The sequence below is a fragment of the Streptomyces yerevanensis genome, assembly GCF_000716805.1.
Lineage (GTDB): Bacteria > Actinomycetota > Actinomycetes > Streptomycetales > Streptomycetaceae > Streptomyces > Streptomyces flaveus.
The window spans coordinates 1-18,243 of record NZ_JNWJ01000064.1 but is presented as its reverse complement, the minus strand read 5'-3'; the positions used below and the strand labels follow the sequence as shown (position 1 = coordinate 18,243).

Genomic DNA, 18,243 nt, shown 5'->3' with positions numbered 1-18,243 from the left:
CGGGCAGGGTCGAAATCCCCCTCCGAGCTGGCGCGATCGCATGTTGGCCCCGTGCCATTTTTGCCGTGCGACACGTGTGTCCGGCGGGCCTCTGTCCGTTCTGAGTGAGATATCAGGCTTTCCGAGAAGTCATCGAGAACGCGGCGTTCTGAGAATGTGACCGGCGGTGTGACCAAGCATGATCAGGCAGCCTGTCCGTCGGTTGGTCCGCCGGCCCCGTCAACCACCCGGAGACGGGGCTTCTGTCCGTTGCGCGGGACGATGGCCACGGCTGCCTCGGCGGCGGCGCGGGAGAGCGCCGGGACGACGCTCGTGTACGTGTCGGCGGTGAGCGTGATTGTGGAGTGGCCGAGCATCTCCTGGACCACCTTCAGATCGGTTCCGGCAGTGAGCGCGAGGGTGGCGGCCTCGTGGCGGAGATCGTGGAGGCGGATGGGAGGCAGGCTGGCGTCCTTGGTGAGGCGGCGGAAGCGGCGGCTGATCCACTCCGGGTGGTAGGTGGAGCCGTCCTCCTCGGTGGTGAAGACGCGTCCGGTCTCGATCCACTTGCCCTTGGCGGTGAGGGCTTTGCGTTCCTGGTCCTGTCTTGCTTTCCACTCCACGAGCAGGGTGCGGGTGGTCTCGTCGAGGACGATGGTGCGCTCGCTGTCGGCCTTCGGGGTGTCGGTGTAGGGCTCGTAGGAGACGGCCACGATCTGCTGGGTGATGTTGATGAGGCCCTGGTCGAGGCCGACCTCGGTCCAGGGGATCGCGGTGGCCTCGCCGCGGCGCAGGCCGCGGAAGGTGATGAGGTGCCAGAGCGGGAAGAGCCGGTCGTCGGCGACGTGGTCCAGGAAGCGGCCCACCTGCTCGGGCGTCCACACCATGACGGGGGAGGGGACGGTGCCGGTGCGCTGCCACTCCTCGACGCGGGCGTCGGTCCACATCAGCGCCTTCGGCCGCTTGGCGGAGGGCATGGAGACGAGTTGGGTCGCGGCGTTCGCAGCGGAGCTCATGAACGCCGGGTTCTCGATGACCGTGAGGCCCAAGCGCTGAATCGTCGTCTCCCTCACCATGGCGGGTCAGCCGGCATCCTCAGCTCAGCGTCAGATGCACGAGAGTGATCCGCTCACGACGGGCGCGGCCCGGCGGAGTTCGAGCGCACCTTGGCCCGATGCCCATCACATTGGTTCCGGTCGTAGTAATGCTCTCAGTCGAGCGAGCGCCGCGCCTCCTCGTCGGCTTCCCTGACGGAGCGGACGGCGGCGGCGATCGGATCGCCGCTGGTGACGTGCTCGATATGGCGGCGGGTGTTCAGGTACTCGCGGCCGGGGAAGAGGCGCCCGCTGAGGTCGGCAGCCCCGACCAGAGCGACGAGGTGCATCGCGCGCCGGGACGGCGCTTGGGACCGCTCAGTGTGGGTGACCGCTCGGATCGCCTCGTCGATCCTGGCAGTGGACTCGCGGGCGTATCCGGGCGACGCGTTGTTCCAAGTGGTGCGGGGCACGATCCCGAGGATTCGGCGGCGGTGAGCGATCACCAGCCTGCGGGCCTCCATTGCTTCCAGGTAGCGCTCCTCGATGTCGCGGAAGCGATGCCAGGAGCTGATCCAGTCGCTGAGTGTCCAGTTCGGCAGGCCGGAGGCCAACGCGAAACGCATTCCGGCGGAGACGCGAGCGGCGACGCCACGAGGGGGCACGACGTGGCGCAGATTGCGGAAGCTGTCCGGCCCGCCGACCAGTCGCGACTGCTCATTGCCGAGTTGGCCGGGCGCGATATCGCTGTTGAGCTGCTCGAAGAGACGATCGATGACGGGATCTCCCCGCGTAAGCGGCCGCAGTTCAACGATCTTGGATTGCTCGATGGTGATCGCGCCGCACAGCTCGAGCTCCGCGAGCACAGCCCCGGACAGTGCCCGGGCAAAGAAGTCCGGCGGTTGGATGCGGCCGGTTTCCGAGTCCCCGCAGGCCAGCAGGAGCTCTTCGGGCAATGTGAGGAACGGGCGGTCGTACATCGCGGCGCCTTTCCTGGTCGCACGGCCCTGGACACCTGAGCCACAGTTCACGACGCCGTACCCGGCCGTGCGGTTGCAGCCACAGCGCCGACGACATTCTGCGCAAACAGAGAGGGGCTGCCTGGTGGTGGCGCTCGACAGCCGTGATGGCGTGGTGGGGCCGGGTTCCGGCAACTGGGCGCCGACCGCGGTCAGACCCGGGTGTGCAGGGGGCCTGAGTTGTAGGTGATCGCGTCGGTGAATGCCTGGGGCAGGTCGAAGGGGCGGCCGGTGGTGTCGGCGTAGGCGCGGTGCAGGTTGAGGACGATGCGTTCCGCGTCGGGCAGGTCGGCGAAGGGGCCGAGGGGGCAGGTGCGCGCCGCTTGCAGGGGGGTGAGTCCGTCGCGCAGGCCGGCCTGGGCGGTGGTGTGTACGAGTCGGTAGTACGCGCGGTGCTGGTCGAGCACCGCCGGCAGGGCGTGTGCGTCGATGACGGGGCCGTGGCCCGGCACCACGTGCTCGGGTGCGAAGGAGGCGATCCAGTCCAGGGAGCGCAGGGCGCCGTCCACAGAACCCATGAACACCAGCGGGGTGACGCGGTGGAAGAGCAGGTCTCCGGCGAACAGCACGCGTTGTTCGGGGAGCCAGGCGATCAGGTCGCCGTGGGTGTGCGCGGGGTGGCCGGGGTGGAGCAGTTCGATCGGATGGCTGTCGCTGTGCAGGGTGAGTGCTGTGCGGATGGTGAGATCCGGGGCGCGCCGGGTGACGGCGCCCCAGTCGGGCACGGGCTGCCAGATCGGCGGGCAGCCGTCGATGACGGTGTCGGTCAGGATGCCTTCGCGGGTGGCTTCGTGTGCGATGACCACAGTGGTGCGGGGCAGCAGGCTGTTGCCGTGGGTGTGGTCGCCGTGCAGGTGGGTGTTGACCAGGTAGCGGATCGGTGTGCCCGGTGCCGCCCGGCCGACGGCGCCCAGCAGGTCCCGGGTGCGGTTCTCGGTGGCGCAGGTGTCGATGAGGACGGTGTGGTCGTCGGTGGTGACGAACCCGGCGTTGTTGATCCACCAGGAGCCGTCGTGCTGTATCCAGGCGTACACGCCGGGGGCCACGGCGTGGGCGGTGCCTGCCGCGTCCGGTGCCGGGCTCTGGGTGGGGGTCATCGGCGGCCTCCGTGGGGTGCGAGGGCGTGCGGGTGCGAGGTGGCCCGCAGATCGCCGGCGGGGCACTCGGCACGCTCGGTCACGCGACAGGTCTGGGTACCCAGGTGCTCGACGCTGAGGGTGACGGTGTCCCCCGGGACGAGGGGAGGGTGGGCGTCGAGTCCGTGGCGTCCCCACAGTTCGGCCAGGCAGCCGCCGCCGCATGTCCCGGAGCCGAGGATGTCGCCGGTGCGGACCTCGGTGCCCCGCGAGGCGTAGGCGATCATCTGGGCGTAGCTGAAGGCCATGTTGCTCCACACGTCCTCGCCGACGACGGTGCCGTTGACGGCGGCCGTCATCCGCAGGTTGTAGGCGTTGCCCGTCCGGTAGGGCCCCAGTTCGTCGGGGGTGACGAACACCGGGCCGAGCGTGGTGGCGCTGTCCTTGCCCTTGGCGGGGCCGAGGCGAACCTGCATTTCCGTGAATTGCAGGTCGCGCGCGGACCAGTCGTTCATCAGCACGTATCCGGCGATGTGGGACTCGGCCTCGTCGACGCTCAGGTCCCGGCCGCCTCGCCCGATCACGGCGGCGACCTCCAGTTCGAAGTCGAAGCGCGTGCAGCCCGGCGGGATGCGCACGTCGTCCTGCGGGCCGTGGACGGCGTAGGGGTTGGTGAAGTAGAAGGCCGGCGCCTCGTACCACTGCTCGGGCGGGCCTGCCTCCGGTCCGCCCAGTCTGGCCACGCCCTCGACGTGGCTCTCGAAGGTCATGAAGTCCCGCACGGTCGGCGGCTGGGGAATCGGCGCCCGCAGCCTGAGCGAGGCGTAGGGGTGCACGGTACGGGGCTCGCGCAGCGCGCTGCCTGCGGCGTTGTGCAGTCGCTGCGGGTCGTCGAGCAGGTCGATGAGACGGATACCGGGTGGCAGCGCGTGGACAAGATCGTCGGCGCCGAGTACGCCGACGCGGTCGCCGTCGCTTTCGGTGTAGGTGACGAAGCGCATGATCACCTTCCGGGCTGCTGGGGTTCCGGAGTCGCCTGGAGTTCTGACGACATGCGGGCTATGAGGCCCCAGCCTTCCGGCGGGGTGCCGGGCAGAGGGCGCCCGGCGTCGGCGAGCCGACCGAGGACTGTTTCGGCTGAGGCGTCCGCCCGTGCGAGCAGGGCCGGAAGGTCTGTTCCGGTGAGCCGGCCGTCGCGCTTGACGAAGCGGCCGGCGACCAGGACGTGGCGGACGTCGGCGGGGGTGGTCTGGAAGACGAGGGTGCCGGCCGGGTCGAGATGCGGGTGCTGGGACATGCCGGGCCCGCCGGTCACGATGATGTCGGCCTGCTTGCCGGGGGTGAGGCTGCCGATGCGGTGATCGAGTCCTATCGCCTCGGCCGCGTTGACGGTGGTCCAGGCCAGTGCCTCCTGCGCGGTGATGGTCACCGTGGTGGGGTCCCCGCCGGCGAGGTTGAGGTCCTCGGTGTCGGCCCAGCGTTGGAAGGCCAGGCCCATGCGGGTCTGGGTGAACAGGTCGCCGGTGTTCAGGGAGACGATGTCGCAGGACAGGGTCGGCTTGATGCCGTGCCGGCGGGCGGCTGCGAAGGCGGGGCGGCCCATGCCCATGTTGAGTTCGGTCTCCACCGAGATCGACAGCTTGGCGCCGTGGTCGGCCAGCAGGAGCCACTCTTCGTCGGTGAGGGTGTTGCAGTGCACGTGGACCTGGTCCGGTCCGAGCAGGCCCGCCGCGGCGAACTCGCGCACGCCGCTCGGCAGCGACCACACGCAGCCGGTGTGCGTGACGATCAGCGCGTCGCGTTCGCGGGCGGCGGCGATCTCGGCGCGGGTGGTGTCGAACGGCAGCGTGCCGTACTCGGTGAGCGCCGCCCCGAGGGTCAGCAGTGCGTCCCGGCTCGGGAAGTGGGTGTCGGCGACGCGCCGGAAGTCCGCGAGGCGCAGGGCGTGGTCGGTGAAGTGCGGCGGCTGGAGCGGGTTCGACTCGAAGAAGCCGTAGCCGAACACCGCGCGGATTCCCGCGTCCCGCAGCCCGGTGATCGCGGCGTCGGCGTGCTCGGGCGTGTTGTTGCAGTGCGAGAAGTCCAGGATCGTGGTGACGCCGGAATTCAGGGCGTCCAGGGCGCCGAGGTGATTGCCCAGGTGGACGTCCTCGGCGAGGTAGGCCGGTGAGACGCCGAGCCGGATGCCGAACAGGTAGTCCGCCAGGGTCCAGTCGGCGCACAGGGCGCGCAGCTGCGTCTGCCAGGTGTGCCGGTGGGTGTCGATCATGCCGGGTGCCACGATGTGTCCCGTGACGTCCACCGTCTCCGCGTCCTCGACGGAGAGGGCCGGTGCCACCGCGGCGATCACACCGTCCTCGATCAGCACGTCACCTCGGGGCAGGTTTCCCAGGTGCGGATCCATGGTGAGGACGGTGCCGCCGCGCAGCACAACGCGATGCCGAGCCATGATGATGACCCCTTCGTCATCCGAGCCACAGAGGCGGTGCCTCCCGTGGACTCACCTCACCAGAGGAGGAAGCCGGGGATCATCAGCCGAAATGGTTGTGAACCGGCCGTGACCGAGGTGTTGACGGCTCGACCTCCTCTGACGTAGACGGAAGCACCGGCTGTACGGGCGGTACTCAGCGGGAGGCACGGAGGCACAGGGATGGACATCCGGGCGCTCCGCTACGCGGTGACACTGGCGGAGGAACTGCACTTCGGCAGGGCCGCGCAGCGGCACTACATCAGCCCCCAGCCCTTCGGCCGCCACATCCAGCGGCTGGAACGGGAACTGGGCACCCAGCTCTTCGAACGCACCAGCCGCCGGGTGACCCTCACCCCTGAGGGCGAGCGGCTGATCGCCGAGGCCCGGACTCTGCTCGACACCGTGGACTCCCTCACCGAAGGGAACCGCCGCCGCACCGCCGACGAAAACCTTCTTACGCTGGGCGTCCTGGGATTCGGACTCGCCGAACGCTGGAGGGACCTGACAGCGGCAGTGCACGGACACGATCCCGCCATCGCCTTCTCCTACGCCGAACTGGACCTGGCCGACCAGTACGAAGCGGTCCGCAGCCACCGGGTCGACGTGGGCATCGTCCAGTACGTCGGCCCCGTCGACGGACTCGTCTTCGAGCACGCCCTGACCATGCCCCGGGTCGTGGTCGTCCCCGCCCGCTCCTCATTCGCCGACGCCGACCGGCTGACCGAGGCCGACGTCAGTGACAGCCCGTGGCTGCCCACCGCCCTCGCCCATCCCGCGCTCGAAGCATGGTCCGGCCCCGCCGCCGACGGGTCCCACAGCCGTGGCGCCCTGCGCCACCCCGCCGCCATACCGTCAGCCGTGGCGACGACCGGCCGCATAGCCCTGCACGCCGAGGCCGCCAGCCGCTTCTACCCACACCCGGACGTCCGGTTCGTCCCGCTCGACGGACCGCCCGTGGAGATCGCCGTCGCCACCCGCGCCACCGACGACCGGCACGCCATCGCCGCCGTCCGCCACGCCACGCGCCTTCTCGGCTGAGGGTCTGCGTCGTTTTGCTCTGGTCGCCGTCGGGGAGAAGCCGGGACTGTCCGGGACGGTGTGATGGCCATCGCGGCCAGGACTGCCTCGCGGTGCTCCGCCTCGTCCACGCCGGCGGTGGCGTCGGCCCAAGGCGTGTCTGGCCGCGGCGGACGGCCCGGACGCCGAACTGGGAGTCGGAGGGCCAGGGTGCCCACCACGATCGAGGTGACCGATTCGCCGGGGATGGTGTCGACTCCGCGCTGTTCCATGGGTATGCGGGTTTTCCCTGACCGGCCGCCTGAGGTGTACTGAGGATTAGAGCGGCGTTCAATATGAGGATCGGATAGGTCGAGTCAACACTTCCACCTAAGGCATTCCATCCTTAGAGTGATGCTCTAACTCGAGGGAAGCGAAGAGGTGCCCACGGCATGAGACTGACTCCCACGGAGCGTGACCGGCTGCTGCTCTTCGGAGCCGCCGAGCTGGCCCGCGCCCGCCGCGCCCGCGGTCTGCGGCTCAACGTGCCGGAGGCGACCGCGCTGATCGCGGACACCGTCTGCGAGGCCGCTCGCGACGGTGCCCGGCTCGCGGAGGCCGTCGAGCGCGCCAGATCCGTGCTCGGCCCGGACGACGTGCTGCCGGGTGTCGCGGACATCGTCACCGAGGTGCACGTCGAGGCGGTCTTCGACGACGGTTCGCGGCTCGCGGTCGTGAGCGACCCGATCGGCGGGAGTCTCGGTGAGCGGGCTCCGGGCGCGCTGCTGCCGGGACCCGAGCACGCCGAGCCCGAGGCGGCCGTCCGGCTGACGGTCACCAACACCGCCACCGTGCCGGTCTCCGTCACCTCCCACTTCCACTTCTTCGAGGCCAACCCGCGGCTCGACTTCGCACGGGAGAGGGCCTACGGGATGCGGCTCGCCGTACCCGCCGGGTCGTCCCTGCGGTTCGGGCCGGGGGAGAGCCTCGAGGTCGGGCTGGTGCCCATCGGGGGCGAACGGATCGCCATCGGGTTCGCCGGTCTGGTCGACGGGGCACTGGACGCGCCCGGCGCCCGCGAGGAGGCGCTGCGCCGCGCCGCCGCCTGCGGCTACCTCGGCGTACCGGAAACACCTGATCAGGAGGTCGAGCGATGAGCCGCCCAGGAGGCCACCCCACAGCGGCCCGCCGCATCAGCCCGTACGAGTACGCCGCCACCCACGGCCCGCGCGCGGGCGACCGGATCCGGCTGGGCGACTCCGGCCTGACGATCCGCGTCGAGTCCGACTCGCAGCGCTACGGCGACGAGTTCCTCGCCGGGTTCGGCAAGACCGCCCGGGACGGACTGCACCTCAAGGCGGCCGCCGTCCGGGAGACCTGTGACCTGGTCATCAGCAACGTCGTCGTGATCGACGCGGCGCTGGGGATCCGCAAGGTCTCCATCGGCATCAGGGAGGGCCGGATCTGCTCGGTCGGGCGGGCCGGGAACCCCGACACCCTCGACGGGGTCGACGTCGTCGTGGGCACCGGGACCTCCATCGTGTCCGGCGAGGGGCTCATCGCGACCGCCGGAGCCGTCGACACCCACGTCCACCTGCTGTCGCCGCGGATCATGGAAGCCTCGCTCGCCTCCGGCGTCACCACGATCATCGGGCAGGAGTTCGGGCCCGTGTGGGGCGTCGGGGTCAACTCGCCGTGGGCGCTGCGGCACGCGTTCAACGCCTTCGACGCCTGGCCGGTCAACATCGGCTTCCTCGGACGTGGTTCGTCCTCGCACGAGGCACCCCTGATCGAGGCGCTGGCCGAGGGCGGGGCCAGTGGCTTCAAGGTGCACGAGGACATGGGCGCCCACACGCGCGCCCTGGACACCGCCCTTCGGGTCGCCGAGGAGCATGACGTCCAAGTCGCCCTGCACAGCGACGGGTTGAACGAGTGCCTGTCGGTCGAGGACACCCTGCGGGTGCTGGAGGGCCGCACCATCCACGCCTTCCACATCGAGGGCTGCGGCGGCGGACACGTCCCGAACGTGCTGAAGATGGCCGGCGTCCCGAACGTCATCGGCTCCTCCACCAACCCCACCCTCCCCTTCGGCCGGGACGCCGTCGCCGAGCACTACGACATGATCGTCGCCGCCCACGACCTCAAGCCCGACCTGCCCGGCGACGCCGCCATGGCCCGCGACCGCATCCGCGCCGGGACCATGGGTGCCGAGGACGTGCTGCACGACCTGGGCGCGATCGGCATCACGTCCTCGGACGCGCAGGGGATGGGGCGGGCCGGCGAGACCGTACGCCGTACGTTCGCGATGGCCGGGAAGATGAAGGCCGACTTCGGCGCACCCGACGACCACGACAACGAGCGCGTCCTGCGCTACATGGCCAAGCTGACGATCAACCCGGCCATCGCGCACGGCCTTGCCCACGAGGTGGGGTCGATCGAGGTCGGCAAGCTCGCCGACATCGTGCTGTGGCGGCCGGAGTACTTCGGCGCCAAGCCGCAGCTGGTGCTCAAGGCCGGCTTCCCGGCGTACGGCGTGGTCGGCGACCCGAACGCCGCCACCGACACCTGCGAACCCCTCGTCCTCGGCCCGCAGTTCGGGGCCCACGGCGCCACGCCCGCCGACATCTCGGTCGCCTTCGTCGCCCAGGCGGCCGTCGACCAGGGCAACGACTCGATGCCGACCCGGCGCCGCAGGGTTGCTGTCCGGGGCACGCGCGGCATCGGGCCGGTCGACCTGCGCCTCAACTCCCGTACGGGAGCGGTCGATGTGGACCAGCGCACGGGGATGGTCACGCTCGACGGAGAGCCGCTGCGCTCCGAACCGGCCGAGTCCGTCTCCCTCAACCGCCTGTACTTCCTTTAAATGTCACAGCCCCTGAGGATCACTCATGTCTGCTGCCGCCGACGGCTTCCGCATGCCCGCCGAGTGGGCCTCGCACGAGCGCACCTGGATGGCGTGGCCGGGCCCGAACCCGACCTTCGACGACCCCGAGGGCCTCGCCGCCGCGCGCCTCGCCTGGGCTTCGGTAGCCCGCGAGGTGCGCCGCTTCGAGCCGGTGACGGTGGTGTGCGGCCCCGGTCAGTCGGCCGAGGCGCGCGCTCTGCTCGGGCACGGCATCGACACGGTCGAGCGGGACCTCGACGACGCCTGGATGCGCGACATCGGGCCCACGTTCCTCACCGACGACGCCGGTGAACTAGCCGCCGTCGACTGGACGTTCAACGGCTGGGGTGCCCAGGAGTGGGCGCGCTGGGAGCACGACGCGAAGATCGCCGAGTACGTCTCCGACCTCGCGGGCTCGGCGAAGACGTACACCTCCGAACTCGTCAACGAAGGCGGTGCCATCCACGTCGACGGCGAGGGCACGGTCCTGCTGACGGAGACGGTCCAGCTCGGGCCGGAACGCAACCCGCACTGGACCCGCGAGCAGGTGGAGGCCGAGATCCACGCCCACCTCGGCACCCGCAAGGCGATCTGGCTGCCGCGCGGCCTCACCGGCGACTACAGCGGCTTCGGCACCCTCGGCCATGTGGACATCGTCGCCGCGTTCGCCCGTCCCGGTGTGGTCGTGGCCCATGTGCAGCCGGACTCGGCTCACCCCGACCACGAGGTGACGCAGGAGGTCGTCGGTCTGCTGAAGGCGCAGACCGACGCGCGCGGCCGCCGCCTGGAGGTCGTCGAGGTGCCCGCCCCGACCGTCCTGGAGACGGACGGCCACTGGGCCGACTACTCCTACATCAACCACTATCTCTGCAACGGCGGCGTCGTCCTGTGCGGCTTCGACGACCCCCGGGACGAGACCGCGGCCGGCATCTTCCGCCGGCTGTTCCCGCAGCGGACGGTGACACTGGTGGACGCGCGGCCGATCTTCGCGGGCGGGGGCGGCATCCACTGCATTACTCAGCAGCAGCCGAAGGCCGTGGTCAGGTAGAACGTACGGGTGAACGTACTGCTGCTCTGCACGGCCTGCGGCCATCCCCTCACCGAACCGCTGCGGCGGCTGCCCGAGCTGCCGGAGCGCCCCGAGTTCGACGGGCTGCCGGGCCCGGACGGCTCCCGGCACGCCCCGCCGACGGTGCCGCGCGGCACGTACGCGGTGGATCCGGAGCCGTCCGGGGCGCCTTTCGTGCCGCATCCGGATCCTCAGTGGGCGGGAGCGGCGATCCCAGGGCTGTGCATGTCGGACCCCGACGGCGACGGGTGCCTGATGTCCGCCGGGCCGCGCGGCACCCTGGTGACACACCCGGAGGACACCGCCGGGCGGCTGTCCCGCGACCCCGAGTCGTCGGAGGTCGGTTGCTGCGGGGCACCCGGCCAGGAGGGGCCCAACCAGGTGTGCGGCAGCTGCGGCGCGGTGGTCGCGACCCTGTTCAGCGACTGCTACGTCCCGTACGAGATCCACTTCCTGCCCGACGCCGTACGGGTGGGCCCGGTATGACCACCCCGGGCGCCCGCCGCCGCACCCCCGCCCCGCCCCGCGAGGACGTACTCGCCGCCGCCATGGCGATGATCGCCGAACGCGGTCTGGAGAAGCTCACCATGGCGGCGCTCGGCCGCGAGGTCGGGATGAGCAGCGGGCATTTGCTCTATTACTTCCACTCCAAGGACGAGCTGCTGCTGCAGACCCTTGAGTGGAGCGAGGGCCGGCTCGGTGCCGAACGCGGTCGGCTGCTGACCCGCACCACGTCCGCCCGTGAGCGGCTTGACGCGTACGTCGACCTGTACGTGCCCGACGGCCACCGGGACCCGCACTGGACGCTGTGGCTGGAGGTCTGGAACCGCTCGCAGAACGCCGACGACGCGGCCCGCGACCGCCAGGCGGCGATCGAGGGCGCCTGGCACCGCGACCTGGTGGCGCTGCTGGCGGAGGGGGTGTCGAGGGGCGCGTTCCGGCCGGTCGACCCGGACCGTTTCGCCGCCCGGCTGCGGGCGCTGCTCGACGGGTTCTCCGTCCATGTGGCGATCGGGCTGCGGGGCACGGACCGGGCGCAAGTCCTGCGCCACGTACGGGAGTTCCTGGACGACAGCCTCCTCGCGGATTCCTGAGTCCACGTCCAGCTTGTACGCAGCACTGCGGTTGGCCCTGTGGCGCGTGCCGCGTTGGCCCAGATTCGCTCGATTCCATCGTCCTCACACTTGAATCGAGCACACAGGTCCGGCATCGTGCTTGAAACAAGCGCAATGCCTGCTGTTCCCGCAGGAGAGAGGTGCTGCATGGACGACATCGACCGGGCCATCCTGCGGGAGCTGCAGGTCGACGGCCGGATCCCTTACGCCGAACTGGGTCCGAAGGTGGGGTTGTCACCCTCGGCCGCGCGGCTCCGGCTGCAGCGGCTGATCGACACCAAGGCGGTCCAGGTCGTCGGAGTGACCGACCCGATGACGATGGGCCGGCAGACGATGGCACTCCTGGGCTTGCGCATCGACGGCGATTCCCGGGGGGTCGCCGATGAACTGTCCCGGCACGACGAAGTCGTGTACACGGTCCTGACGACCGGCGGCTTCGACCTGTTCGCGGAAGTGGTGTGCCCTCAGCCCCGGGATCTTCTGGACTTCATCAACGACGTCGTGCGGCCCCTCGAGGGTGTCGCATCCGTGGAGAACTTCCCCTACTTCGCGATTCACACCCACCGCTTCCTGTGGCACGTCGACTGAGGCATCCGAGCGTCCGAGCCCTGTTTGCAGCGTCCGAGCCCTGTTTGCCCGCACCAGCCCCCTGTCTGCCCGCACCGGCCGAGGAATCCCGCATGCAGCCCGACGAGTACGAGTACCGCACGATCGACTTCTTCACCAAGGACGCCCTTCCCGCACCCCGGATGGCGCCCGCCGAGGCCGAGCTCATCGCTGCCGAACACCTCGGCATCACCGCTCGCGCGCAGGCGCTGGGCAGCCAGCAGGACGCCAACTTCCTGCTGCACTCCGACGACGGGACGCCCGCGGCCATTCTGAAGATCGCCAATCCCGCCTTCGGCACGGTGGAGATCGAAGCCCAGGACGCGGCAGCCGACCTGATCGCCTCGGTCCGCCCGGAACTGCGCATCGCCACGGTCCTGCGCCGCCCTGACGGCTCCCCGCGGCGCACGACGGTGGACACCGAGAACGGTCCGGCCGTCGCGCGCCTGCTGCGCTACCTGCCCGGCGGCACGCTCTCGGGACCACGGCACCTGTCCCCCGGCAGCGTGGCGGGCATGGGCACCCTCGTCGGAAAGGTCAGCACCGCCCTGCGCGACTTCCGCCACCCGGGCCTCGACCGCGTGCTCCAGTGGGACCCGCAGCACGCCGATCGCGTCGTCGCCAAGCTCGCCGGGCACATCGACGAACCCGACCGGCGCACCGCCGTCCAGGCCGCGACCGCCGAGGCCTGGGCGTATGTCCAGAAGCTTGCCGCCGCGCTGCCGTCGCAGGCCGTGCACCTGGACCTCACCGACGACAATCTGATCCGCTGTCCCGACAGCCGTCCGCCCATGCCGGACGGGATCATCGACTTCGGTGACGTGACCTGGAGCTGGGCGGTCGGCGAACTCGCCGTGTCACTGTCCTCGATGCTCCACCACGACGGTATCGAGGCTCACCATGTGCTGCCGGCCGTTCGCGCCTTCCACGCCGTACGGTCGCTCTCCCCCGAGGAAGCCGACGCGGTGTGGCCGCTCGTGGTCCTGCGCGCCGCCGTCCTGGTGGCCAGCGGGCGGCAGCAGGCCGCCGTCGACGAGGACAACGTCTACGCCAAGGCCGCGCTCGACCGCGAATGGCGCATCTTCGAACAGGCCACCTCGCTGCCCCTGCCGGTGATGACCCGCCTCATCAGGGACGCGACCGGCATGGCCGACGTGCCTGCCCGGACCGACCGGACCGACCGGACCGCGCAGGCCGATGCGCCGGTGCGTCCTCTCCTGCGGGACCTCGTCGCCGACGACATCACCGTCCTCGACCTGTCCACCGACGCCGATTCCATGGACCACGGAGCCTGGACGGACGCCGGCACCGAGGCCCGGCTGGTGACCTCCGCGCTCGCGGACGGAGCGGCCGCCGTCGCCACCCGGTACGCCCATGCGCGACTCACTCGGACACCGGCGCTGTCGGCGGTGTCCACCGCCACGGTGCCCACCGGAATCGACCTCTGGCTCGGCCGGGATGCCGTGGTGCAGGCGCCCGCCGCGGGAAGGGTCCTCGCCGCGGCGCCGGGCCACGTGGAACTCACCTATGGCGCACAGGCGCTTACGCTGTCCTTCCCCCGCGCGGTCCAGCCCGTGGTCACCACCGGTGCGACGGTGCATGCGGGCGAGGACATCATCCACCTCAGCTCCGGTGCCTCGGTCCACGTCGCGCTGCGCGACGCCGACGGCCCCGCTGTCCCGCGCCTGGTCCGTCCCGAGTACGCCGTCGGCTGGCTCGCGCTCACCGCCGACCCCGCCCCGCTCCTCGGCATCCCGGCCGACTCCGACCGTACGCGCGAGAGGGACCTGCTCGACCGGCGGGACGCCGTGTTCGCCACCGTGCAGGAGCACTACTATGCCAACCCTCCGCGTATCGAACGTGGTTGGCGCCACCATCTGCTGTCCACCGACGGCCGGTCGTACCTCGACATCGTCAACAACGTCACCCCACTCGGCCACGCCCACCCTCGCGTCGAGCAGGCGGTCTCCCGGCAGTTGCGGCGGCTCAACACCAACTCGCGCTTCCACTACGCCTCCGTGGTGGAGTTCACCGAGCGCCTCGCCACCCTCGTCCCCGACCCTCTGGACACGGTGTTCCTCGTCAACTCCGGTTCGGAAGCGGTGGATCTGGGCCTTCGCCTGGCCACCGGGGCCTCCGGCCGGTACGACGTCGTCGCGCTGCGCGAGGCGTACCACGGCTGGACGTACGCCTCCGACGCGGTCTCCACCTCGCTCCAGGACAACCCGAACGCCCTGGCCACCCGCCCGAGTTGGGTGCACACCGTGGACTCGCCCAACTCCTACCGCGGCCGCCACCGCGGTCCGGATGCCGTGCGCTACGCACCCGAGGCCGTCGCGGTGATCGACGAACTGGCCGCTGCCGGCCGCCCGGCGGGAGCGTTCATCGGTGAGACCTTCTATGGCAATGCCGGAGGAGTCGCCCTTCCCGACGGCTATCTCGCCCAGGTGTACGCGGCGGTACGGCGTCACGGCGGCCTGGCCGTCGCCGACGAGGTCCAGGTCGGATACGGCCGCCTGGGACACTGGTTCTGGGGCTTCGAGCAGCAGCAGGTCGTCCCCGACATCGTCTGTGTCGCCAAGGCCATGGGCAACGGGCACCCCCTCGGCGCCGTCATCACGTCCAAGGCGGTCGCGGACCGGTACCGCGACCAGGGCTACTTCTTCTCCTCCACCGGCGGCAGCCCCGTCTCCAGCATCGTGGGCCTCACCGTCCTGGACGCCCTGCGCGACGAAGACCTCCAGGGCAACGCGGCGCGCGTCGGCGGCCATCTGAAAAGCCGGCTCGAGGCACTGGCCGACCGCTACGGCATCATCGGCGCCGTCCACGGCTCGGGCCTCTACCTCGGCGTCGAACTCGTCCGGGACCGCGGCGGCCTGGAACCCGCCACAGAAGAGACCGCCGAACTCTGCGACCGCATGCTCGACCTCGGCGTGATCGTCCAGCCCACCGGGGACCACCTCAACATCCTCAAGATCAAGCCACCGCTGTGCATCGACACCACCGCAGCCGACTTCTTCGCCGACATGCTCGACCTGGCCCTCACCCAACTCGGCCACGCCCGCTGACGCCGCACATCCGCAGCCCCGGGGACCGGCGGCGGGTACGGCATCCATCCCACCAACCCGGTCACTCACCGGCGGAGTGTGCGGAGCGTGCCGATGATGTCGTCGGCGCGGGTTTCCGGGTTGACGAAGGCCATGCGCAGCACCGTCGCGCCGTTCCACTGGGTCGGCACGCACAGCATGGCGCCCGTTTCGGCGGCGTTCCCGGGGCCGTCGTCGAGGGTGAGTCCGACCTATCCGTTGCAGCCGGCGGCCTGCGCGGGGCTGGCATGGACGGTGAGGGTACTGGTGGCGGCCAGCGCCAGCGCGGCCAGGGTCGTCGCCAAGGGGCGTGTGGTCGGACGCGGTCAGGTAGTGCTCATCCCGACACCGTGATGTTGGAGTTCCCGCTGCTCTGGTAACCCTCGGTCGCAAGGATCATGTAGTACCTGAAGTCGCCGAGGCGCATCCCTGCGCGGGCCCAGGCGTCGAAGTGGTTGCCGGTGGTGATGGTGCCGCCCGTCCGCTTCGACTGCCGCACGCTCCAGTACTGGTTGAAGGTCCTGATGCCTTCGACGGACGGCGCGTTGTAACGCGTCGTCTGGTAGATGTCGTACGTGCCGCCGTCGCTGCTGACAGCGCCCTTGTACGTGCCCGTTGGCCGGTAGGTGCCCCAGTTGTCGACGACGTAGTACTCGACGAGCGGGTTCGACGTCCACCCGTAGAGGCACAGGTAGCCGTTGCCGGAGGGATTGAAGGTGCCCGAGTACCTCACGGTCCTGCGTGAGCCGTTGCTCCAGCCCTTGCCAGCGACGAAGTTCCCGGTGTTTCTCCAGCTCGTGCTGTAGTTGCCGCCGGAGTCCAGGGTCATGGAGACCGTGCCCTGCGCGTCGGTCCAGAACGAGTAGTAGAAGCCGTTGTGGGTGCCGGTCTGGTTCGTGTTGATGACCGTGGCGGCGCGGGCGGTTCCGGGTAGGGCCAGCGCCGACGCGGTGCCCAACAGCATGGCGCAGGCGGCCCTGCGGGTCGTCGGGTGTGCGGGTACGAGGTTCATGCGAGGGCTCCTTCTCTCTTCTGAGGCCGGGAGGTGGATCGCAGTGTTGGCCTGCTCTCGTCAAGTGTCAATAGTTTCGGTGCCAGTTACGAAATGTTTCGAATATTTCAAGCGTTTAACAGAGGGATTTTGGACACCGAACGCAGAGTGCTTGGGGAGATTCCGAGAGTCTGGCCTTCGAATGTTTCGAAGGGTCTCCGGGAGTGATCCGCCGCGATACCGCCTCGGGTGTGCGGTCGGCGAGAGGCTTGGCGCCCGTCCGTGCTACCGCGCGGGGACTCTACTGCCTGAGGTCGATCATGCGGACCGGCTGCCCCGTCGTGCGAGCAATGGCTTCGAAGTCGCGGTCGAAGTGGAGCAGGGTGAGGCCTGCTTCTTCCGCGGCGGCGGCCACGAGGAGGTCGACGGGGCCCGCACTGCGGTGTTCCCCTTTGGCGGTCAGTTGTTCCTGGACGATGCGGGAGCGGCGGTAGACGCCGTCGGGCATGGGGCACCAGGCGTAGTGGGCGTCGAGTGCAGCTTTCAAGCGGGTGCGATCCTGGGCCGAGCGGGCCGAGTAGAGGACTTCCAGTTCGGTGATGTCGCAGATCGCGACGAGGCCGGCGCCGATTCTGTCGTCCCATTCGGCCGTGGTCTGGCGGAGCAGGACGCGGGCGAGGGCGGAGGTGTCGATGAGGTAGTCGGCGACGGTCACTCGCCGGCTCCGGCGCCGCGGTTGTCACCTGCCGCGCCCGTGGGGCGGTACGCATGCTTGTCCAGCAGCAGGTTCATGTCGAGGGCGCCGTCGGCCACCAGTTCGCGGGCTTCTTCGAGCGCGCGCAGACGCCGGTAGCGGGCCGTGACTTCCCGCAGGGCGGTGTTGATGGTGTCGCGCTTGGTGGTGGTGCCGAGTTCCTTGGCTGCTTCTTCCAGGGCCTTGTCGTCGAGGTCGATGACTGTGCGACTCATGGGGGCCTCCTCTGTATGCCACTCAGAGTATACCAAGATACAAGATCTTTTATATATTGGTTCCCGTGATGACCGTGAGGGGCCCGTGCCTGCGGGGTCTAGCCATGGGATCTGGAGCCGACGCGACCGCGCGACGCGGACCAAGGTCGCCGAGGTGGGCCATGCCGCGGCTGCCAGGCGCGTTCGGCTCCGGAGTCGCGGCATGGAATGCCGATCCTCCAACTCCAGCTCGCGGATGCGCTTGTCCTTCTCCCTGGCCTCGGCCTGCGGCCCCCTCCAGCTCCGCACGCTCACTCTCCCGAAGCCGGTCACCGGACGGCTCGGCCACCGGCCGATCCCGATGACGGAGACTCGTTGCGCCGGGCCATGGCAGAAGTCGCTTCAACCGGTCACAGACCGGGGACATCCCTGGCCCTCTTGAGTACCGAGCTGAACGCGTCCGCTACCGCGTTGTGCCGCCTCGCGTGCGCCGCCCGGTCCGCCGGCACCAGCCGCGCGGCGGCCTGCACGGCGTAGGCGTCCGGATCACCGAAAGCGGCCTGCGGGTGCTCTCCCGTATCCGCGCAATGCGCCGTGACCTCCTTGACCGCCTGCAGCACGACTACCCGGTCCACGCCCGGCTGCATGGCCAGCCGTACTTGGAAACGCGCCATCCACTTTTCGCGGTCCTTCTCCCTTGCCGCGTCCGTCGTCTGGTCCTTCTTCGCCACGTGCTCTCCCGGGTGATCGGCGCCGCAGCAGGCCGAGGTCCCGGGCGCGGAGTGCCGCCTGGGTGCGGTCGCGCAGGGCGAGGCGGGTGAGGATGCGGGAGACGTGGTTCTTGACCGTTCCCTCGCTGAGGTACAGGTGTGCGGCGATCTCCCGGTTGGTGTGGCCGTGTGCCAGGAGTCGCAGGATGTCGGTCTCGCGGGGGCTCAGCGAGACGGCGGGAGGCGCGTCGGCGGGGGAG

17 protein-coding genes and 1 pseudogene are annotated in these 18,243 nt (G+C 70.1%); 8 read left to right on the top strand and 10 right to left on the bottom strand.

Going from position 1 to position 18,243, the window contains the following annotated elements; all coding sequences use genetic code 11:
• Positions 1-182: 182 nt before the first annotated feature.
• The 5 genes from OP79_RS40400 to OP79_RS40380 form a co-directional block, all read right to left on the bottom strand.
• Entirely contained in the window at positions 183-1,028 is an 846-nt protein-coding gene (locus OP79_RS40400) for a site-specific integrase (protein WP_157857442.1), read from the bottom strand.
• Between the two features lie 161 nt (positions 1,029-1,189).
• Positions 1,190-1,993: a GOLPH3/VPS74 family protein gene (locus OP79_RS40395; protein ID WP_033327898.1), complete on the bottom strand. Its 804-nt coding sequence runs from the start codon at positions 1,991-1,993 to the stop codon at positions 1,190-1,192.
• 191 nt (positions 1,994-2,184) lie between these two features.
• A complete protein-coding gene (locus OP79_RS40390; RefSeq protein ID WP_033327897.1) occupies positions 2,185-3,129 on the bottom strand; it encodes an MBL fold metallo-hydrolase in 945 nt (314 codons plus the stop codon).
• On the bottom strand, positions 3,126-4,109 hold the full coding sequence (locus OP79_RS40385) for a fumarylacetoacetate hydrolase family protein (RefSeq protein ID WP_078492322.1): 984 nt from the start codon (positions 4,107-4,109) through the stop codon (positions 3,126-3,128). The genes OP79_RS40390 and OP79_RS40385 overlap by 4 nt, the downstream gene beginning before the upstream one ends.
• A gap of 2 nt (positions 4,110-4,111) precedes the next feature.
• A complete protein-coding gene (locus tag OP79_RS40380) occupies positions 4,112-5,557 on the bottom strand; it encodes an amidohydrolase family protein (RefSeq protein WP_078492321.1) in 1,446 nt (481 codons plus the stop codon).
• A gap of 201 nt (positions 5,558-5,758) precedes the next feature.
• On the opposite strand from OP79_RS40380, the gene OP79_RS40375 reads away from it, so the two are divergent.
• The 8 genes from OP79_RS40375 to OP79_RS40340 all read left to right on the top strand — a co-directional run bounded on the left by OP79_RS40375 (position 5,759) and on the right by OP79_RS40340 (position 15,316).
• Entirely contained in the window at positions 5,759-6,616 is an 858-nt protein-coding gene (locus OP79_RS40375; protein ID WP_051745381.1) for a LysR family transcriptional regulator, read from the top strand.
• Between the two features lie 410 nt (positions 6,617-7,026).
• Positions 7,027-7,731, top strand: a complete 705-nt coding sequence (ureA, locus tag OP79_RS40370; RefSeq protein ID WP_033327894.1) for an urease subunit gamma — start codon at positions 7,027-7,029, stop codon at positions 7,729-7,731.
• On the top strand, positions 7,728-9,437 hold the full coding sequence (locus OP79_RS40365) for an urease subunit alpha (protein ID WP_033327892.1): 1,710 nt from the start codon (positions 7,728-7,730) through the stop codon (positions 9,435-9,437). Before ureA ends, OP79_RS40365 begins: the two co-directional genes overlap by 4 nt.
• Before the next feature lie 25 nt (positions 9,438-9,462).
• The gene (locus tag OP79_RS40360) at positions 9,463-10,506 is read left to right on the top strand and encodes an agmatine deiminase family protein (RefSeq protein ID WP_033327890.1); all 1,044 of its coding nucleotides are present in this window, start codon (positions 9,463-9,465) and stop codon (positions 10,504-10,506) included.
• 9 nt (positions 10,507-10,515) lie between these two features.
• Positions 10,516-11,013, top strand: coding sequence for a hypothetical protein (locus tag OP79_RS40355; RefSeq protein WP_033327889.1), 498 nt, complete (start codon positions 10,516-10,518; stop codon positions 11,011-11,013).
• Positions 11,010-11,621: a TetR/AcrR family transcriptional regulator gene (locus OP79_RS40350; protein ID WP_033327888.1), complete on the top strand. Its 612-nt coding sequence runs from the start codon at positions 11,010-11,012 to the stop codon at positions 11,619-11,621. Before OP79_RS40355 ends, OP79_RS40350 begins: the two co-directional genes overlap by 4 nt.
• Before the next feature lie 168 nt (positions 11,622-11,789).
• Positions 11,790-12,230: an Lrp/AsnC family transcriptional regulator gene (locus OP79_RS40345; protein ID WP_033327886.1), complete on the top strand. Its 441-nt coding sequence runs from the start codon at positions 11,790-11,792 to the stop codon at positions 12,228-12,230.
• 92 nt (positions 12,231-12,322) lie between these two features.
• Complete coding sequence (locus OP79_RS40340) at positions 12,323-15,316, top strand: aminotransferase (RefSeq protein WP_033327885.1); 2,994 nt, start codon at positions 12,323-12,325, stop codon at positions 15,314-15,316.
• A gap of 355 nt (positions 15,317-15,671) precedes the next feature.
• Here the strand turns inward: OP79_RS40340 and OP79_RS40335 are convergent, their stop codons facing one another.
• The 5 genes and pseudogenes from OP79_RS40335 to OP79_RS58135 form a co-directional block, all read right to left on the bottom strand.
• The gene (locus tag OP79_RS40335; RefSeq protein WP_033327883.1) at positions 15,672-16,346 is read right to left on the bottom strand and encodes a glycoside hydrolase family 11 protein; all 675 of its coding nucleotides are present in this window, start codon (positions 16,344-16,346) and stop codon (positions 15,672-15,674) included.
• A gap of 280 nt (positions 16,347-16,626) precedes the next feature.
• Positions 16,627-17,040 carry a PIN domain nuclease gene (locus tag OP79_RS40330; RefSeq protein ID WP_033327882.1) on the bottom strand — a complete coding sequence of 138 codons (414 nt, stop codon included), beginning with the start codon at positions 17,038-17,040 and terminating at the stop codon, positions 16,627-16,629.
• Positions 17,037-17,294 (bottom strand): type II toxin-antitoxin system VapB family antitoxin, encoded by a 258-nt coding sequence (locus OP79_RS40325; RefSeq protein ID WP_033327881.1) that lies wholly within the window; start codon positions 17,292-17,294, stop codon positions 17,037-17,039. The genes OP79_RS40330 and OP79_RS40325 overlap by 4 nt, the downstream gene beginning before the upstream one ends.
• A 389-nt stretch (positions 17,295-17,683) precedes the next feature.
• Positions 17,684-18,004, bottom strand: a complete 321-nt coding sequence (locus tag OP79_RS40320; protein WP_033327880.1) for a hypothetical protein — start codon at positions 18,002-18,004, stop codon at positions 17,684-17,686.
• Positions 18,005-18,062: 58 nt separating this feature from the next.
• Positions 18,063-18,212: pseudogene (locus OP79_RS58135) on the bottom strand (response regulator transcription factor); the annotation flags it as partial.
• Positions 18,213-18,243 lie beyond the last annotated feature (31 nt).

Excerpts from the sequence above, each read along its gene's own strand:
- OP79_RS40395 (WP_033327898.1), bottom strand. The coding sequence starts at position 1,993 with ATGTACGACCGCCCGTTCCTCACATTGCCCGAAGAGCTCCTGCTGGCC.
- OP79_RS40390 (WP_033327897.1), bottom strand. The coding sequence starts at position 3,129 with ATGACCCCCACCCAGAGCCCGGCACCGGACGCGGCAGGCACCGCCCAC.
- OP79_RS40385 (WP_078492322.1), bottom strand. The coding sequence starts at position 4,109 with ATGCGCTTCGTCACCTACACCGAAAGCGACGGCGACCGCGTCGGCGTA.
- OP79_RS40380 (WP_078492321.1), bottom strand. The coding sequence starts at position 5,557 with ATGGCTCGGCATCGCGTTGTGCTGCGCGGCGGCACCGTCCTCACCATG.
- OP79_RS40375 (WP_051745381.1), top strand. The coding sequence starts at position 5,759 with ATGGACATCCGGGCGCTCCGCTACGCGGTGACACTGGCGGAGGAACTG.
- ureA (WP_033327894.1), top strand. The coding sequence starts at position 7,027 with ATGAGACTGACTCCCACGGAGCGTGACCGGCTGCTGCTCTTCGGAGCC.
- OP79_RS40365 (WP_033327892.1), top strand. The coding sequence starts at position 7,728 with ATGAGCCGCCCAGGAGGCCACCCCACAGCGGCCCGCCGCATCAGCCCG.
- OP79_RS40360 (WP_033327890.1), top strand. The coding sequence starts at position 9,463 with ATGTCTGCTGCCGCCGACGGCTTCCGCATGCCCGCCGAGTGGGCCTCG.
- OP79_RS40350 (WP_033327888.1), top strand. The coding sequence starts at position 11,010 with ATGACCACCCCGGGCGCCCGCCGCCGCACCCCCGCCCCGCCCCGCGAG.
- OP79_RS40345 (WP_033327886.1), top strand. The coding sequence starts at position 11,790 with ATGGACGACATCGACCGGGCCATCCTGCGGGAGCTGCAGGTCGACGGC.
- OP79_RS40340 (WP_033327885.1), top strand. The coding sequence starts at position 12,323 with ATGCAGCCCGACGAGTACGAGTACCGCACGATCGACTTCTTCACCAAG.
- OP79_RS40335 (WP_033327883.1), bottom strand. The coding sequence starts at position 16,346 with ATGAACCTCGTACCCGCACACCCGACGACCCGCAGGGCCGCCTGCGCC.
- OP79_RS40325 (WP_033327881.1), bottom strand. The coding sequence starts at position 17,294 with ATGAGTCGCACAGTCATCGACCTCGACGACAAGGCCCTGGAAGAAGCA.